Origin of the sequence: Limisphaera ngatamarikiensis (assembly GCF_011044775.1) — a bacterium.
Lineage (GTDB): Bacteria > Verrucomicrobiota > Verrucomicrobiia > Limisphaerales > Limisphaeraceae > Limisphaera > Limisphaera ngatamarikiensis.
This window is the reverse complement of sequence record NZ_JAAKYA010000031.1, coordinates 26750-42633: the sequence shown is the minus strand read 5'-3', so window position 1 is coordinate 42633 and position 15884 is coordinate 26750. Positions and strand designations below refer to the sequence as shown.

Annotated in this window: 13 protein-coding genes, 1 tRNA gene and 1 pseudogene; 5 read left to right on the top strand and 10 right to left on the bottom strand. The window is 65.0% G+C overall.

The annotated features are described in order from the left end of the window. Positions 1 to 143 precede the first annotated feature (143 nt). A pseudogene (locus G4L39_RS05415) lies at positions 144 to 716 on the top strand (FumA C-terminus/TtdB family hydratase beta subunit); the annotation flags it as partial. A gap of 112 nt (positions 717 to 828) precedes the next feature. Here the strand turns inward: G4L39_RS05415 and G4L39_RS05410 are convergent. After that, positions 829 to 2625 carry a M2 family metallopeptidase gene (locus G4L39_RS05410; protein WP_165106519.1) on the bottom strand — a complete coding sequence of 599 codons (1797 nt, stop codon included), beginning with the start codon at positions 2623 to 2625 and terminating at the stop codon, positions 829 to 831. An 82-nt stretch (positions 2626 to 2707) separates the two neighbouring features. Here G4L39_RS05410 and G4L39_RS15380 point away from each other — a divergent pair, with 82 nt between their 5' ends. Both G4L39_RS15380 and G4L39_RS05400 read left to right on the top strand, forming a co-directional pair. After that, positions 2708 to 4300 carry a B12-binding domain-containing radical SAM protein gene (locus tag G4L39_RS15380; RefSeq protein WP_165106517.1) on the top strand — a complete coding sequence of 531 codons (1593 nt, stop codon included), beginning with the start codon at positions 2708 to 2710 and terminating at the stop codon, positions 4298 to 4300. Positions 4301 to 4544: 244 nt separating this feature from the next. Further along, positions 4545 to 4621, top strand: a tRNA-Arg gene (locus G4L39_RS05400). A gap of 777 nt (positions 4622 to 5398) precedes the next feature. Here G4L39_RS05400 and G4L39_RS05395 read toward each other — a convergent pair. The 9 genes from G4L39_RS05395 to G4L39_RS05355 all read right to left on the bottom strand — a co-directional run bounded on the left by G4L39_RS05395 (position 5399) and on the right by G4L39_RS05355 (position 13576). Further along, a complete protein-coding gene (locus G4L39_RS05395) occupies positions 5399 to 5587 on the bottom strand; it encodes a hypothetical protein (protein WP_165106516.1) in 189 nt (62 codons plus the stop codon). A gap of 450 nt (positions 5588 to 6037) precedes the next feature. Next, positions 6038 to 6367, bottom strand: a complete 330-nt coding sequence (gene mnhG, locus G4L39_RS05390; protein WP_165106514.1) for a monovalent cation/H(+) antiporter subunit G — start codon at positions 6365 to 6367, stop codon at positions 6038 to 6040. Then, positions 6360 to 6689 carry an MrpF/PhaF family protein gene (locus tag G4L39_RS05385; RefSeq protein WP_165106513.1) on the bottom strand — a complete coding sequence of 110 codons (330 nt, stop codon included), beginning with the start codon at positions 6687 to 6689 and terminating at the stop codon, positions 6360 to 6362. Before G4L39_RS05385 ends, mnhG begins: the two co-directional genes overlap by 8 nt. After that, positions 6686 to 7162 carry a Na+/H+ antiporter subunit E gene (locus tag G4L39_RS05380; RefSeq protein WP_165106511.1) on the bottom strand — a complete coding sequence of 159 codons (477 nt, stop codon included), beginning with the start codon at positions 7160 to 7162 and terminating at the stop codon, positions 6686 to 6688. The genes G4L39_RS05385 and G4L39_RS05380 overlap by 4 nt, the downstream gene beginning before the upstream one ends. Continuing rightward, complete coding sequence (locus tag G4L39_RS05375) at positions 7159 to 8634, bottom strand: proton-conducting transporter transmembrane domain-containing protein (RefSeq protein ID WP_205880803.1); 1476 nt, start codon at positions 8632 to 8634, stop codon at positions 7159 to 7161. Before G4L39_RS05375 ends, G4L39_RS05380 begins: the two co-directional genes overlap by 4 nt. Positions 8635 to 8688: 54 nt before the next feature. Further along, complete coding sequence (locus tag G4L39_RS05370) at positions 8689 to 9033, bottom strand: sodium:proton antiporter (RefSeq protein ID WP_165106508.1); 345 nt, start codon at positions 9031 to 9033, stop codon at positions 8689 to 8691. Next, entirely contained in the window at positions 9023 to 9577 is a 555-nt protein-coding gene (locus tag G4L39_RS05365) for an MnhB domain-containing protein (RefSeq protein ID WP_165106504.1), read from the bottom strand. Before G4L39_RS05365 ends, G4L39_RS05370 begins: the two co-directional genes overlap by 11 nt. 1 nt (position 9578) lies before the next feature. Continuing rightward, complete coding sequence (mbhE, locus tag G4L39_RS05360; protein WP_165106503.1) at positions 9579 to 11990, bottom strand: hydrogen gas-evolving membrane-bound hydrogenase subunit E; 2412 nt, start codon at positions 11988 to 11990, stop codon at positions 9579 to 9581. A gap of 1010 nt (positions 11991 to 13000) precedes the next feature. Then, the gene (locus G4L39_RS05355) at positions 13001 to 13576 is read right to left on the bottom strand and encodes a Druantia anti-phage system protein DruA (RefSeq protein ID WP_165106501.1); all 576 of its coding nucleotides are present in this window, start codon (positions 13574 to 13576) and stop codon (positions 13001 to 13003) included. 259 nt (positions 13577 to 13835) lie between these two features. Between G4L39_RS05355 and G4L39_RS05350 the strand changes: the two genes are divergently transcribed. Together G4L39_RS05350 and G4L39_RS05345 are read left to right on the top strand one after the other, a co-directional pair. After that, positions 13836 to 14762, top strand: a complete 927-nt coding sequence (locus tag G4L39_RS05350) for a shikimate dehydrogenase family protein (protein ID WP_343203305.1) — start codon at positions 13836 to 13838, stop codon at positions 14760 to 14762. Then, a complete protein-coding gene (locus G4L39_RS05345; protein WP_165106499.1) occupies positions 14752 to 15861 on the top strand; it encodes a prepilin peptidase in 1110 nt (369 codons plus the stop codon). The genes G4L39_RS05350 and G4L39_RS05345 overlap by 11 nt, the downstream gene beginning before the upstream one ends. Positions 15862 to 15884 lie beyond the last annotated feature (23 nt).

Sequence of the window (15884 nt, the reverse complement as noted above, 5' to 3'; positions counted from 1 at the left end):
ACCCCACCCACCCCGTCCCCGCGCCCGAACCGCCCCCCTTCCGGCTCCTCTGGACGCTTTACCCGGGGCCGCATCGAGCGTATCCATGAAGGAAAGGCCGCGGCCCCGCACGGGCCCGGCCGCACCACGCACGACGGAACATGATCACTTTGCAAACACCGTTGACGGAGGAACAGGTCCGCGCCCTGCACGTCGGTGACGAGGTCTCCCTGAGCGGCATCGTCTACACCGGCCGCGACGCCGTCCACAAATACCTGTACGAGGGCGGTGCCCTGCCCGAGGGCGTCGACCTTCGCGGCGCCGTGCTCTATCACTGCGGCCCCGTCATGCTCCGGGAACCGGACGGCTCCTGGCGCTGCGCCGCCGCCGGACCCACCACCTCCAGCCGGGAAGAACCCTACCAGGCCGAGATCATCCGCAAATTCGGCATCCGCGCCGTCATCGGCAAGGGCGGCATGGGCGCACGCACCCTGGCCGCCTGCAAGGAGTTTGGCGCCGTGTACCTCCACGCCGTCGGCGGCGCCGCCCAGGTCCTCGCCGAACGCGTCCGCCGCGTGCGCGAGGTCCATTTCCTCGATCAATTCGGCGCCCCGGAGGCGATCTGGGTGTTGGAGGTCGAAAATTTCCCCGCCGTGGTCACCATGGACGCCCACGGGCGTTCCCTGCACGACGAAATCTACGAACGAAGCCGGGCCGAACTGCTGAAACGCCTGTAAACCCCGGACGACGGCCCGCCCGGCTTCCACCCTTCCCCGCTACCCCACGCCCCGCCACCAACGTCCCCACGCACCCACCGGCCCACAACCGCACACCGACCCGAACCCGGCCTCACCAACCCACCGGCCGACCCGCATTCTCCCGCTCCAAATACGCCCGCAGCGGCGCGTAATACTCCAGCATCGGCCGGGCCGACAAATCCTCGCCCGTGGCCTCCCGGATCAGAGCCCGCCAGTCCCGCGTGGCTCCCGCCCGCATGATGCCCAGCAAAAACCGCCCCACCTCAGGCCGACCATAAAAGTCCGTCTGGCGCGGATCCTGCCCCAGCCGCCGCGCCAGATGCATGTGCAGCTGGTACTTGATCAGAAAGGCATGCGCGTACTTGTAGTATTCGGCCGGATCATCGTTGATGTGCGTCTTGGTCGCCGCGTCGCAGAATTCCTCCCCCCGCGGCGCCGGCGGGGCAATCCCCTGGTACCGCTCCACATATTCCCACCAACGCCGATTCAACTGATCGGCCGGCAGATCCAGCTCGTAAAAGTCGTGTTCCCACGAGGCCATCACCCCGGCCGCCCACGGAATAAACACCACCTGTTCCAGGGCCGTCTGCAGCAACCAGCGCAAATCGTCCGGGGCCAGCTCATCCGGCCACAACCCCAACCGCTTCAAATACGGCGGCTGCACCGTGGGCGTCGCCAGGGTCTCGGCCATGGCCTCGTGCATCGCCGGACTGGCACCCCGCCGCAACACCACCGGCACCTCCGGCCGGTCATAGGCCAGAAAGTAAAACACGTGCCCCATTTCATGATGCGCCGTGGCGAACCAGGCAAAGTTCGCCCTCACGTTCATCAACGAACGCACGTCCCCCGATAAATCCACATCCCAGGCCGACGCATGCGTGTTCTTCCTGCGCGGACTGTCGGCCGGCAGCTCGTACAAATCCGACAGCCTCCAAAAGCTTTCCGGCACCCGGGGCAGACCCAGCGACTCCCCGTACGCCACCGCCTGCCGCACCACCCACTCGGCCGACCGCCCCCGAAACAGCGGATCCAGATCCACGCCCTCCACCAAACCCGGCCATTCCTGACCCCACCGGTTCGGCAACCAATGGGCCGGTATCAAACGCGGCACCGGCTGACCATACCGTTCCGCCAACCGCCGCCGCGCCCACGCATGCAACTGCTCGTACAACGGCCGCACCTCCTCCACCAACCGCTCGTTCAACGCCCGCAGCTCCGCCACCGTCAAACCAAAATGCGCCGCCCGCAACGCATAATACGAACTGTACCCCATCTCCCGCGCCAGCCGGTTGCGCAAATCCCGCAACCGCAACAAACCCTCCTTCAGCGCCACACCCGATTGTTTGCTCGCTTCCCACACCGCCAGGCGCTCCGCCAGGTTCGTGCTGCTCACCAGCAACTCATCGATCTGGTTGACGGTCAGCCGTTCGGAGCGCCCGCTGCCCGGCGGCGTCCAACGAAATTCAAATCCGTCCAGCGTGGCACTCTGACGCGCCTCCGCCGCCACACGCTCCTTCACCACCTCGGGTAGCGTGCCCGGATACTCCGCCGCCAGCAGTTGAATCATCTCCAGTTGCCGCCGCGTCAACTCATCCCACGTCGCACCCGAACCCAGCAACGCCCGACACTCCGTCACCACCCACGGACTCCCCAGAAACGCCGCCAAAGCCGCATCCGCACCCACACGCCGCCCCGTGTGTTCCGGGGTCACGTCCGTCGCCGCCAGCCACTGCGCCTCCTGCGATACCTGGTACAACCGCTGGTAGGTCGCATTGTAAAACTCCAAAAAGGCCCGCGCCCGGGCCCTGTCCGGTTCCGCACCCATGGCATGCATCCCGCTAACCATCGCCAACCCCAACCATCCAAACCGGGCCAACCTCGCCTTCATCGCCCCGCAAATTACGTCCGGCCCAAAACCGCAACAAATCCGAAATCGCACCCGCCCGCGCCCTGCGTTACCTTCCCCCTGCATGGCGGACATCGTCCTGGCCGCGCTCAACGCCAAATACATCCACCCGGCCTTCGGATTGCGCTATCTGATGGCCAACCTCGGGGATTTGCGCCCGCACACCGTCCTGCTCGAATTCGACCTCAACCGACGACCCGTGGACATCGTCGAGGCCATCCTCCAACACCAACCCCGCATCGTCGGCCTCGGCATCTACATCTGGAACGCCACGCCCGCCACCGAGGTCGTCCGCCTCCTCAAATGCCTCCGACCCCAACTCAAGGTCGTCCTGGGCGGACCCGAGGTCAGTTACGAAACCGAAACCCAGCCCATCGCCCAAACCGCCGATCACGTCATCTGCGGCGAAGCCGACCTGGCCTTCGCCCAACTGGCCCGCTGCCTCCTCCAGGGCCAAAACCCGCCCCGCCGCATCCTCCAGGCCCCGCTGCCCGCCCTCCACCAACTCAACCTCCCCTACGACGAATACACCGACGAGGACCTCGCCCACCGCATCCTCTACGTCGAAGCCTCCCGCGGCTGCCCGTTCTCCTGCGAATTCTGCCTGTCCTCCCTCGACATCCCCGTCCGCACCTTCCCGCTGGAACCTTTCCTGGCCGCCCTCCAACGCCTGCTGGACCGCGGCGCGCGCCACTTCAAATTCGTCGATCGCACCTTCAACCTGAACGTCAACGTCGCACGCGCCATCCTCGAATTCCTACTCCGCCGCCACCGCGACGGCCGGTTCTACCACTTCGAAATGATCCCCGACCGGCTCCCCGGCGAGTTGCGCGAGGTCATCCGCCAGTTCCCGCCCGGCAGCCTCCAGTTCGAGGTCGGTATCCAAACCTTCAACCCCGAGGTCGCCGCCCGCATCTCGCGCCGACAAAACTACGCCCGCCTCGAGGAAAACCTGCGCTGGTTGCGTGAGCACACCGGCGTCCACATCCACGCCGACCTCATCGCCGGATTACCCGGCGAATCGGTCGAAAGCTTCGCCGCCGGGTTCGACCGCCTCGTGGCACTGCGCCCCCACGAAATCCAGTTCGGCATCCTCAAACGCCTCCGCGGCACACCCATCGTCCGCCACGACGCCGAATGGGGCATGGTCTACAACCCGCTGCCCCCCTACGAAATCCTCGAAAACCGACTCATTGATTTCGCCACCATGCAGCGCCTGCGCCGGTTCGCACGATACTGGGACCTCGTCGCCAACAGCGGCAATTTCGTCGAAACCACACCCCGCATCTGGACACCCAACCGGTCCCCATTCTACAGCTTCCTCGATTGGAGCGATTGGCTCTACGCCCGCGCCCAACGCACCGACGCCATCGCCCTGCCCCGCCTGGCCCAATGGCTGTTCCAATACCTCACCACCGTCCGCGGCCAGGATCCCCATGAAGTCGCCGCCACCTTGGCCCGCGACTTCGCCCGCGCAGGCCATCGCGACCTGCCCCCCGCCATCCGCGCCCTCCTCCCCGCCAAACCCGACCCATGCGAGCCCGCCGTTCCTTCGGCCCCCATCCCCCGACGCCAGGCCCGTCACCTGCCCCGGCCCACCCCGGCAACCCCGACCCCGTCACAACTCCCCCACACACAAGCCGACACCGAAAACTGAAACCTCCCACCGCAGCCCCGGCCATCTTTCCCACCCCACCCACGCCCGCAAAAAGCCGCCTTGCCGAATCCCCGGCATCGGCCATAGTGAAATGGGCACACGGCACGGCCGCCACCCCGCCACAGCCGGGCCGAATTTCGGCCAGGTGTGGCACGTCGGACGCCGCACCGGTCGCCGCGACATGCCCGACCACGTTCGCGGCGTCCCCGGGGCCGGGCAGGAACCGTTGCCGCCGCAATCGGGCGCGCCCGTAGCTCAGCTGGATAGAGCATCTGCCTTCTAAGCAGGTGGTCGCAGGTTCGAATCCTGCCGGGCGCGCCATCGCGCTCTCCACCCGGCCGTCACCCCACCAACCCCCGGCCCCTATCGGCTCAACCCAATCCGCGCCGGATCCGCCAGCTCATGGTCAATCATCTGCAACCCCGGCCCGGGTCCGCGACACGCAAACCAGGTCGCAACATACAGCAGCGCCGCCAACCAGATCCCAGCAAGACCCCGTACGGCCCGCTTCTCCTGTCTGGTCGGCTCCTGCAACACGCGCCAGTGAGAGGGCAACCGGTAACGGTGCCGTCGCGAACCGCTTTTCCCCGGCCTGTCCATTTCGACGTCCTCCAACTCCCCTCCGCCAAGCCCCAATCACCCGCCAACCGCAAGTCCCAAATTACCACCCCAAATGGCGCAGCTGCCGTTCCCGGCGGAAACCCCGCCGGACCCGTCAGCCGTGCCCAACCACCACACTCTGCCCACCGCCACCCCCAGTCAACTGCCCATGACCCGGCCAAACCAAAAGTCCCAGCGCTGATTCCAGAGGGGCATTGGAGCGCCAGGGGTGGTGAGCGGCCCTGCCGAGGGGGTAATTGGCATGTCCTTGAAGGCCATCGGAAGGCAATCGGCGGGCCGCTTTGAGCGTGGTTGCAACGCAGCAGACATAAGCCTGCCACCCGGCAGCGCTCGCGCCTGCCTCGCAGCACTCAACCTTGACGCACCTGCCCTCTCAGGGCGGCAAACACCGCCCCAGCAGCCGGTCCAGCCCCGGCCGGGGCTGCTTTGGGAGCCAACCCGTCCCGACCAGATCGCTCTTGTCCCGCACCGACCCCCTCACGCTAAAGGTCGGCCCCAAAACAACGCCGGGCTGATCCAGCTCCACAGCCCCACCACGGCCACGCCACTGACCGGGCCGACCCGACACTTGCCCACCTGCAGGCGGAGCTCCGGCCACTGCCAGCCAACAGCCTTGCAGACGGTGTCGCCGAACCGCGCACCATCGGCCAAACCCTCCACTGCCACAATCGGGTGACCCCACCGGACCAGACAGTCGGCCGAAAGCCGGGCGGTGCAGAGGACCGGGGAGCGGCGGGTCGGATCGGGCAGTAGGTGCGCCTCAGCCAGGATGCAGAAGCGGACCTCCCGGGCCAGCCAATCGCGGCAAACGGCCCGTCGCTGGTTGGACCAGCCGCCGCGTCTTCAGCGGGCGCGGCGCGATTGCCAGCGCAGCCGCAAATGGCGCTTCCCCACCGATGCGCTGCCGGGTCTGGCCGAAACCGACATGCGGTCTCCCGCCGCGTAGGGGATCGTCGCCTGAACCGCAAGCCGGATGCCCGCCGCCCGGGCCGATCACAGGGTCGCCGGGCGTGGACCACGGGCCGGTCGAGGGGAAAATGGGCAAACGCACATCCCGGGCGCCATGCGCCGGTCTTCGATGCTGCTTCCGCCGTTTGCACCGGTGGGCGGCCCGGGTCATTTGGCGTCCTTTGCGCGATGATCGTCCATCGGACGGTGGCGCCAGCGAGGAATGTCCTTTTCAAAGGCCAGGAGGCCGATGAGGTGGCTGCCGACCGGGATGGTGACGAGTTGGAAGAAGATGGCGAGCAGGATTTTGAGCGCGGTTTGTTTTTCGCCCTGGTCAACCCACAGGCCGAGCAGCATCAGGAAAATGCCGAGCGTCAGCGCCTTGGCCACAGCGTGCGAGCGGCACAAGACATCCGGCAGGCGCAGCACCCCGATGGCAGCGGCGAGAATCAGCAATGCGCCGCTCAGGACCAGAGTGGCGGTCAGAATCTCAGTCATGGTCGGGAGCAGGTTGAGGTTGATGTGTACCCGGGGGATCAGCCTTCGAGAGCTGTTCCAGGTCGTGCGTCCGGCTCAGGTAAAAGACGAATGCCACCGTGCTGAAGAAGCCGAGCAGCGAATAGATCAGGATCAGTTCGAGGTACATCGCGGTTTTCCACCGGATCGAGAGCAGCACGATCATGCCGACGCCGCTGGTGGTGATGAGGTCGAAGGCCATGATGCGGTCGATCACGGTCGGCCCGCGCACCAGCCGGACCATTCCTAGGGCAATCGCCAGCGTCAACACGCAACCAGCAACGTAAAGGACGGTCGTCATCATCGGGTGAAACTCAGGATGCCGCGTTTGAGCACGCGGTCGATCTGGGCGCGGATCGCATCCGCGTCATCCGCGTGGAGTACATGCACCACAAGGGTTTGGAAATCATCGGTCACCTTGACGGCCGTCGTGCCGGGGGTGAGCGTGATGCAGTGCGAAAGGATCAGAATTTCAATCGGCTTCAGCCCGGCCACGTCGTAGGTGATAAAGTTGGGATTCAGGGATTCCCTGGAGCGGAACAGGACGGTCCACACAACCCTGGCGTTGGCCAGGAGGAATTCTCGAGTGAACACGAGCGCGAACCGGCCCAACGCGAAGACCCGCCGCACGTAATCGCCGCTGCCGAGCACGCGGTGAAACACCGCAAGCAACGCAAAGCCCATCAAACCACCCAGCGTGAAGGTCGTCACCGAGGGCTCGGCGCTCAACAGCAACCACATGATCGCAATCAGCAGGTTGAGGAGCAGCGATTTCATGGCGTTGGGCCCTCCGCTGTTTTACCCAAATACCCCAACACTGCCTGCGCGTAGCCCGGCTGATCGAGCGCGCGCTCGGCGGCTTGCATGGCGATTTGCACAAAGGCTTCCGCCCCCAGCCCAATGGCCAGGGAAATGCACGTCAGGACCGCCGCCACCGCCGTCATGCCCATCCAGCCCCGGTCGCCGCTGCGCACGGGCACGGTTTTCGATTCGGCCCAGAACGCACCATTCCAGATTTTCAACATGCTGAAGAGTGTGAGGAGGCTTGCCAGAATGGATGCGCCGACCAGCCAGTAGTGCTGCTGCCGGAGGCCTTCCACAACGATGAGATATTTACCCCAAAAGCCGCTCAAGGGCGGCACCCCGGCAAGCGACAGGGCCTGGGCAAGGAAGAGCACGCCCAGCCAGGGTACACGTTTCCACAGATTCCCCATGCGGTCGAGATTGTCCGTGCCATTGAGGCGGGCCGCCACACCACCGATCAGGAACAGGGACGATTTCACCACAATGTGGTGGGTGATGTAGAGAATGCAGGCGGCAATGGACAGCGGAGTGAAGAAGCCAAGCGCCAGCACCATGTACCCAATCTGGCTCAGGATGTGGAACGATAGAATGCCGCGAATGAAGTTTCGCGAAATTGCGCCCACGACCGCCACAAGCATCGTCACCCCGGCCAGCCACGCCAACAATGAGTGCAAGAAGGTCAGTTCATGCGGCAGCACCGTGCCCAGGATGCGCACCAGAACATACACACCCACCTTGGTCAACATGCCCGCAAACAGGGCCGCCAACGGAATCGGCAGGGTGGGATAGCTGTTTGGCAGCCAATAGTAGAGGGGGAACAGCCCCGCCTTGATGCCGAAGACGACAATGAGGAGCAACGTCAGCACGTGCAGGCGGAAATCCGACACCAGCGGCGCGGCGCGAAGGATGATTTCGCCAAAGTTCAACGTGCCGAACAGGCCATAGGCCAGCCCGCAGGCGCTGATGAAGAGCGCGCTGCCAAAAAGATTGATGGCCACGTAGGGAAAGGCGTGTTTGATGTCCCAATCGTCCGCCTCCAGCGTGAGCAGGGCATACGAAGCGATGAGCATGACCTCGAAGGCCACGAACAGATTGAACAAATCGCCCGTGCAGAAGGAGAGGTTGATGCCCATCACCAAAAACTGCACCAACGGCGCCCGGAGCGGATGTTCGACGGTCACGGGGGTTTCCGCATAACCGTAAAGAATGCAAGCCAGCGCCGTCAGCGTCGAGAGCGTGACCATCAGCGCCGAAAGCAAATCCACGACGAGCAGGATGCCGAATTTCGCCGACCACGCACCCATGCCAACGACGAACGTGTGTCCCCTGATCGTCTCCACGCCGAGGTAAATGGCCACGGCCAATTGCGCTGCCGCCGACAGCGCCACGAGTCCACGCCGCGCGACGCCAGTTCGTCCCCAAAACAGGGCGACCAGCGCCGTCACAAGTGGCAGCAGGACGGGGAGGATGGGCCAGCTCATGTGGTGTTCCGTCACTTCTCAGCCCGTGCTGCTCTCATCGTAAAGTTCCGCCGCATTCGTGGTTTTCTGGTCGAGGAACAACCGGTAGAGCAGGAGCACCAAATAGGCCGCGACGCCGAAGCCGATGACAATGGCGGTGAGAATGAGCGCCTGCGGCAGCGGGTCAACCATCGGCGCGTTTGCATCCAGCACCACGGGCGCGCGCTTGCCGTCGGGCCGGCCGGACATGGCAAGCACAACCAGATTCGCAGCGTTGGAAAGGATCAGAAAGCCGAAAAGGATTTTCACGAAGCTGCGTTGCAGCGCCAGATACGTAGCGACGGTGAACATCACACCAACAAGAATTCCGGTTTCAAGTTGCATGAGGCCTCTGGGGTTTTCGGGGTTCTTCGAAGATATGGGAAGTGTCCTCTTCGATGGGGCGCTCCACCGGCGAGCTGTAACGCACTTCTTCCTCGGCGACAAGCACGCGGAGGCCCTGCGTGGACTTGCCCAGCACGAAAATGATCTTGCAGGCGACGCCCACCACGATGAGATACACGCCCACATCAAAAATCAGCGGTGTGCCAACGTGGAGTTCCCCGACGAGGGGAACGCGGTCGAAATGGAAGTGGAAGTGTTCGAGAAACGGACGATTCAACAGGAGCGGGGCTGCGCCGGTCAACGTCGCAACCGCCAGGCCCGCCGCCGCCAGTCGCATCGCGTCGATGCGCATGACGCGGTGCAATTCCTCCAGTCCAACGGCCAGGCTCAGGAGAATCAGCGAGACCGCCGTGGCGAGTCCCGCGATGAAGCCGCCGCCCGGCAGATTATGGCCGCGCAACAGCAGGTAGAGTGCGAAGACGTTCACAGGAAAGAACAGGAAACGCACAACCGCTTTGAAGATGTAGGATTGCGGGCCGGTCATGTCAGTCCTTTCGTTTCACCTCCACGCCGAAGCCCGGCGGGCCGAGCGGGCCCAGTTTGTATTCCTCCGGCGTGCGCTTGTAACGCATGAGCAGGCCCAGGCAGCCGAGCGTGGCGATGACCAGCACGGTGATCTCGCCCAACGTGTCAAAGCCGCGGAAGTCCACCAGGATCGTGTTCACCGCGTTACCGCCCTTGGCGAGCTCGACGGTGTGGTCGAGGAAGTTCCGGCCAATCGGATCGGGGTGGGGATTGGCCGTCACCAACAGCACCATCGCCGCGGCCACTCCGCCCACGCTCAACGCCAGGATCATGTGGAAAGCCCGCTCCAGCATCCCGGGCTTGCGCCGCTCCTCGCCCTCCTGCGCCGGGCGGGGAAACCGGGCCAGCAGCAGCAGCACCAGAATCAGCGTGACCGTCTCGACGAGGATCTGCGTCAGCGCCAGATCCGGCGCGCGATAAAGCACAAAATAAAAGCAGGTGAGAAATCCCGCGACGGACAGGCAGATGAGTTGAGCCGTCCATCGGCGCAGGAGCAATACGCCAATGGTTGCCAGGGCAATCAGCGCAGCCGTCAGTCCCCGCAACGGATGCACCGCGACCCGGTCCGGCGCTGCCAGACCGGCCAGGTCCGTCATGTTCCACAGCAAGCTGCCTCCAACCAGGGCGACAAGGAACGTGGCAATGATGGGCAGGTAATGCACCGGCCGGTCCGAGCACAAAAGCCGCGTGACCGTCTTGGTGAACGTGGAGAAGGCTTCGACCCCCGCCTCGAATGCCGAGTCGAACCGCAGCCAGCGCGGGATGTTGTGCCACCGCCACTCCGTTTTCTGCCCGAGCCAATAAAGCGCGCAGCCTGCTGCAACCACGAGGCTGCTCACCAGCAGTTCCTTGGTGAAGCCGTGCCAGAGCGCGAGGTGCTGCGGACGGTTTAAGCCCTCGACCGCCAGCGCGCGGAACGGTCCTTCGAGAAGTCCGGGGAACAGGCCGAACACCAGCGCGCAGCCGGCCAGCAACGCCGGCGGCAGTTGCATCCAGACGGACGGCGCGTGGAAGTTCCGGCGGACCTGCTCCGGTTTCCTGCCGAGAAAAATGTTTGCGAACAACCGCACCGAAAACGCCACCTTCACCACCGAGGTCAATACCACGCACACCGTCGCGTAGAAGCCGAGTCCGTCCTGTGTGCGCATCGCCCCGAAGATCTCCTTGAGCATCATCTCCTTGCTGAGAAAGCCAAATGTGCCCGGGATACCCGCCATCGTCGCCGCGGCGATGAGCGACGTAATGCCGAGCAGCGGCATCCCGGGAAACAATCCGCCCAGCTGTCGAATGTCGCGGATGCCCGCTGCATGGGCCACGACACCAACAACCATGAACAGCGCCCCCTTGTAAAGGACGTGATTGAAGATGTGCAGGTAATCGTATGCGACACCGTTGGCAGGTCCGAGGCCGTAATAGCCGATCAGGTAACCGAGCTGGCTCACGGTCGAGTGGGCAAGAATCGCCTTCAAGTCGTGCGACAACAACGCCATCACCGCGCCCAGGACCATCGTGGTGAAACCAATGACGGTCAGCAGCGGCATCCAGTATTCGTGCCCGACGAAAAGCGGGTAAAGGCGTGCGACGAGAAACACGCCCAGCTTCACCATCGTCGCCGAGTGCAAATACGCACTGACCGGCGTGGGCGCTGCCATCGCATTGGGCAACCAGAAATGGAACGGGAACTGGGCCGACTTGCCGAACGCGCCAACAAACATCAACAGCATGGCCACCGTGAGCGCCGTGCCCTGCTGGGTCCACGGCAGCCCGTTCGCCAACAGGTCCGCCAGACTGGCCGTGCCCGAAACCTGCTGGAGCAATACCACGCCGGCAAACAGCGCCAGACCGGTCGAGCCCGTGACCAGCAACGCCTGCCGCGCGCCTATGCGCGAGCCTTCCTCCTCGTGCAGGAAACCGATGAGCAGGAACGACGCAATGCCGGTGAGTTCCCAGAAGATGAACAGCAGCACCAGATGATTGGCGAACACCGTGCCCAGCATCGCGCCCATGAACAGCACGAGGTAACAATAGAACCGGCCGAGGTGTTCGTGGTCGCGCCCGAGATAAAACATCGCATAGAAGATGATCAGGCAGCCCATCCCGCTCACGACCAGCCCGAAGAAAATCGAAAGTCCGTCCACCAGGAACGACAGATTTAATCCCAACGAGGGTATCCACGGCCACTCGATCACCGTGCGGCCCGGCAGGGGGACACTCTTTGCCAGCGCCAGCAGCGCGCCGGTGGAAGACAGCGCAAACGTCAACGCCAGCCAGCCGACACGAAATCCAAGTTTGCGTCCGGCCAACGCCACAAGCGGGCTGCCCAGCAAGGGCAGCCCCACCGCGAGCAGAAGACATATGCCGAGTGGTTCCATCTCAAGACCGGTTCACGACGGTCGCAGATCGAGCGTTGTCGCCAATTTCCTACGCGGTGCGGTTCATCGCCGGTGAGGATAATGAAAACCCGGGCTGCTGCAACATCGCGCTTCCGCAGGGCTGTGGCCGGGCGCATTTCAGTCTCTTGCCGGGTGTGGAAGCTGCAGCCATGTCAATGATCCTGCTTGTACCCGTGTCGGCAATTTCTACTGAAACCCGCCGTGGCTCGCTGCTCCAGGCGGGTTGAAGCCTCCCGGCCCCCGGCAAAATGCCCATCGCCGACGCCAGTGTCGTACTGGAACACTTGAGCGGTGTTCAACTGCCCTTGGCCACTCCCGACCGGGAGGCCAAACACCGGGCACACCCGCCGACGCCTGCGTACCCAACACGACGCACAAGCCGACACCGGCCCGGGCCAAGCGGTCAGCACTTTGGTGATTGGTGACGCAGCGGCGGGGATTTTGGCGGCTGGCGGGCTCGGGAACCGATTGGCAGCGGGCCGGTGGAAGCGACATGTCGCCTGCCCTGCCTGTGGGAGGCAGGCGTAGTGCCGGTTCAAGCGGCCCGGGACGTTTCGGAGTTCGGCCGGGGACGAGGCGCTACCGTGCTTGGAAACCTTCTCGCGCAACGGGCTCTGGTCGCGGCTCTTCCCCGCACACCGGCTTCGACTCTACAAAAAAACTCAACTGCGCCTGTGCAAAACCCAGTGCCAACTCAAGAAGGGTTTTGGGGTGCGAGGGGTGGTGAGCGGCTCTGCCGAGGGGGCAATTGGCATGTCCTTGAAGGCCATCGGAAGGCAATCGGCGGGCCGCTTTGAGCGTGGTTGCAACGCAGCAGACATAAGCCTGCCACCCGGCAGCGCTCGCGCCTGCCTCGCAGCACTCAACCTTGACGCACCTGCCCTCTCAGGGCGGCAAACACCGCCCCAGCAGCCGGTCCAGCCCCGGCCGGGGCTGCTTTGGGAGCCAACCCGACCCGACCGGATCGCCCTTGTCCCGCACCGACCCCCTCACGCTAAAGGTCGGCCCCAAAACAACGCCGGGCTGATCCGGCTCCACAGCCCCACCACGGCCACGCCACTGACCACGCCGACCCGCCACTTGCCCACCTGCAGGCGGAGCTCCGGCCACCGCCAGCCAACAGCCTTGCAGACGGTGCCGCCGAACCGCGCGCCATCGGCGAAACCCTCCACTGCCACAATCGGGTGGCCCCACCGGACCAGACAGTCGGCCGAAAACCGGGCGGTGCAGAGGACCGGGGAGCGGCGGGTCAGATCGGGCAGTAGGTGCGCATCAGCCAGGATGCAGAAGCGGACGTCCCGGGCCAGCCAATCGCGGCAAACGGCCCGTCGCTGGTTGGACCAGCCGATCCGGGCGCCGCGCAGGCGCAGATGCCGGACAGGGACACTCCGACCCGGCAACGCCAACCAACGGCCCTGAGATTCGGCTACGGAGCAAAGATGCTCGCCGACAAGGGTGGCGTAGTGGAGGTGGTGATGGATACAGAGTTCGGCCTTCCAGCGGGGCGTTCGGCCCGGGTCATGGGGGCACGACCAGTTGCTGGAGCACCTGTGGCTCGAAGGCATCGGGCAGTCACAGCGGTGGCGGCATGTCAGGAAAAAGAGCACGAGGGGGGTTCTGCCACACCCATCGCACCGGCCGGTAAGAGCACCCATTACCTGAATTAGCGCTGGATAAGGTTCCAACCCACCTCGCCCTTCCCCCACCAACCAACGGTTGGAAAACAGAACCCGATCCCCCGGTGCACAGGTCGGAGCTCCCGAAACGGCGCCGGCACCGCTTTTGCCTTTTTTACCGATCGTCCCCGCCCTACATTCCGGCACCGTGTCAGACGCCTTTGCACGACCGATCGATGCCTCGACACGGTACTGCGCCGTGTTCGGATTTCCCGTGCGCCATTCGGCTTCGCCCGCCATGCACAACGCCGCACTGGCCGCGTTGGGACTCAACTGGCGCTACCTGGCCTTCCCGGTTCCACCCGACCAACTCCGCGAGGCACTGGCCGGCGCCGCCGCCATGCGGTTCGTGGGCGTCAACCTCACCGTGCCCCACAAACGCCTCGCCCTGGACATGATGGACCAACTGGATGAATCGGCCCGCGCATGGGGCGCGGTCAACACCGTGCGGTTCGAAGGCCAGCGCGCCGACGGCACCTGGCAGCCCATCGGGCAATGGACCGAACCCGAGGAGCCCGCCCGGGTCCGCATGCACGGATTCAACACCGACGCCGACGCCCTGCTCCAGGCCCTGGCCGAAGACCTCCAATGGCAGCCCCGCGGCCGGTCCGTCCTCCTGCTGGGCGCCGGCGGCGCCGGACGCGTCGCCGCCCTCAAACTGGCCGCATCCGGCGTGGCCCGCCTCTACCTCGTCAACCGCACCCTCGACAAAGCCCGTGCCGTGGCCGAGGAAATCCGCACACGCTACCCCGAATGCCAGGTGACACTCGACTACCCCCATGAGCCGGTGGACCTGCTCCTCAACGCCACGTCCCTCGGCCTGCGGCCGCAAGACCCGCTGCCACTCGACACCGCCCGGTTCCCCCTCCGACTCGCCGCCGCCGTCTATGACATGATCTACCGCCCCGCCGAAACACCCCTGCTCCAAGCCGCCCGCGCCGCGGGCCAACCCGCCGCCAACGGCCTGAGCATGTTGCTCTACCAGGGTACACGCGCCCTCGAGATCTGGACCGGTCAACCCGCACCCGTGGCCGTCATGCGCCGCGCCCTCATGGAACATCTCCATGTCGCTTGACGCCCCATTGCACCCCGAATACTGGCCCGGACCGGAAACGCCCCTGTGGTCGGTGGTGGCGTTCGTTCTGGGCACCGCCGTGGGCAGCTTCCTCAACGTCTGCATCTACCGCATGCCGCGCGGCCTGAGCCTGGTCTCGCCCCCGTCCCACTGCCCGAACTGCCGGTACCGCATCCCGTGGTACCTGAACATCCCGCTCGTCACCTGGCTGATGCTGCGCGGCCGATGCCGGAACTGCCGCGCCCCGATCCCCGCCCGCTATTTCTGGGTCGAACTGCTCACCGGCCTCTGGTTCCTGGCCGTCTGGTCCGTCCACGGTCCGACTGCCCCCGCCGTGGCCGTGGCGTACGCCCTCTTCGGCGCCGCGTTGATCGTCGCCTCCTTCATTGACTACGAGCACTACATCATCCCGGACGAAATCACCCTGGGCGGCGTGGCCGCAGGTGCCCTGGCTTCGTTCCTGTTCCCGGCCCTGCACGCCCAAACCTCCGTGGGCGCCGGCCTGCGCGACGCCCTGCTCGGGGCGGGTACGGGCGCCGCCCTGATGTATGGCGTGCTCCGCATGGGCAAATGGCTCTTCGGCCGCCAGCGCGTCTCCCTCCAGGGACTCACCCGGATCGTCTTCTCCGAAACCGCACTCCACCTGCCGGACCGGCAAATCCCCTACGAGGAAATCTTCTACCGCACCAGCGATACCATCCGGTTCCGCGCCCGGCGACTCGAACTGGTGGACCGGTGCTACCGCGACGTGGAGGTGCGCCTGACACCGGAACGCCTCCAGATCGGCAATGAATCGCTGGACCCCGCCACCGTCGTGCACATGGAAGCCTGGACGGACCAGTTGATCCTCCCCCGCGAGGCCATGGGACTGGGCGACGTAAAATTCATGGCGGCCATCGGCGCGTTCCTGGGCTGGCCCGCCGTGCTGTTCGCTCTGATGGTCAGCTCCATGATCGGGTCCGTTGTGGGCCTGACCGCCATCGCCCTCGGACGACGCCAGTGGTCAAGTCGCATGCCCTACGGACCCTACCTGGCGCTGGCTGCAGGACTGTGGATGCTGGGCGGCCGGGAATGGGTCAACCGCTGGCTCGGCGCCTGAACGGATCCCGGTCCGGACCTCGC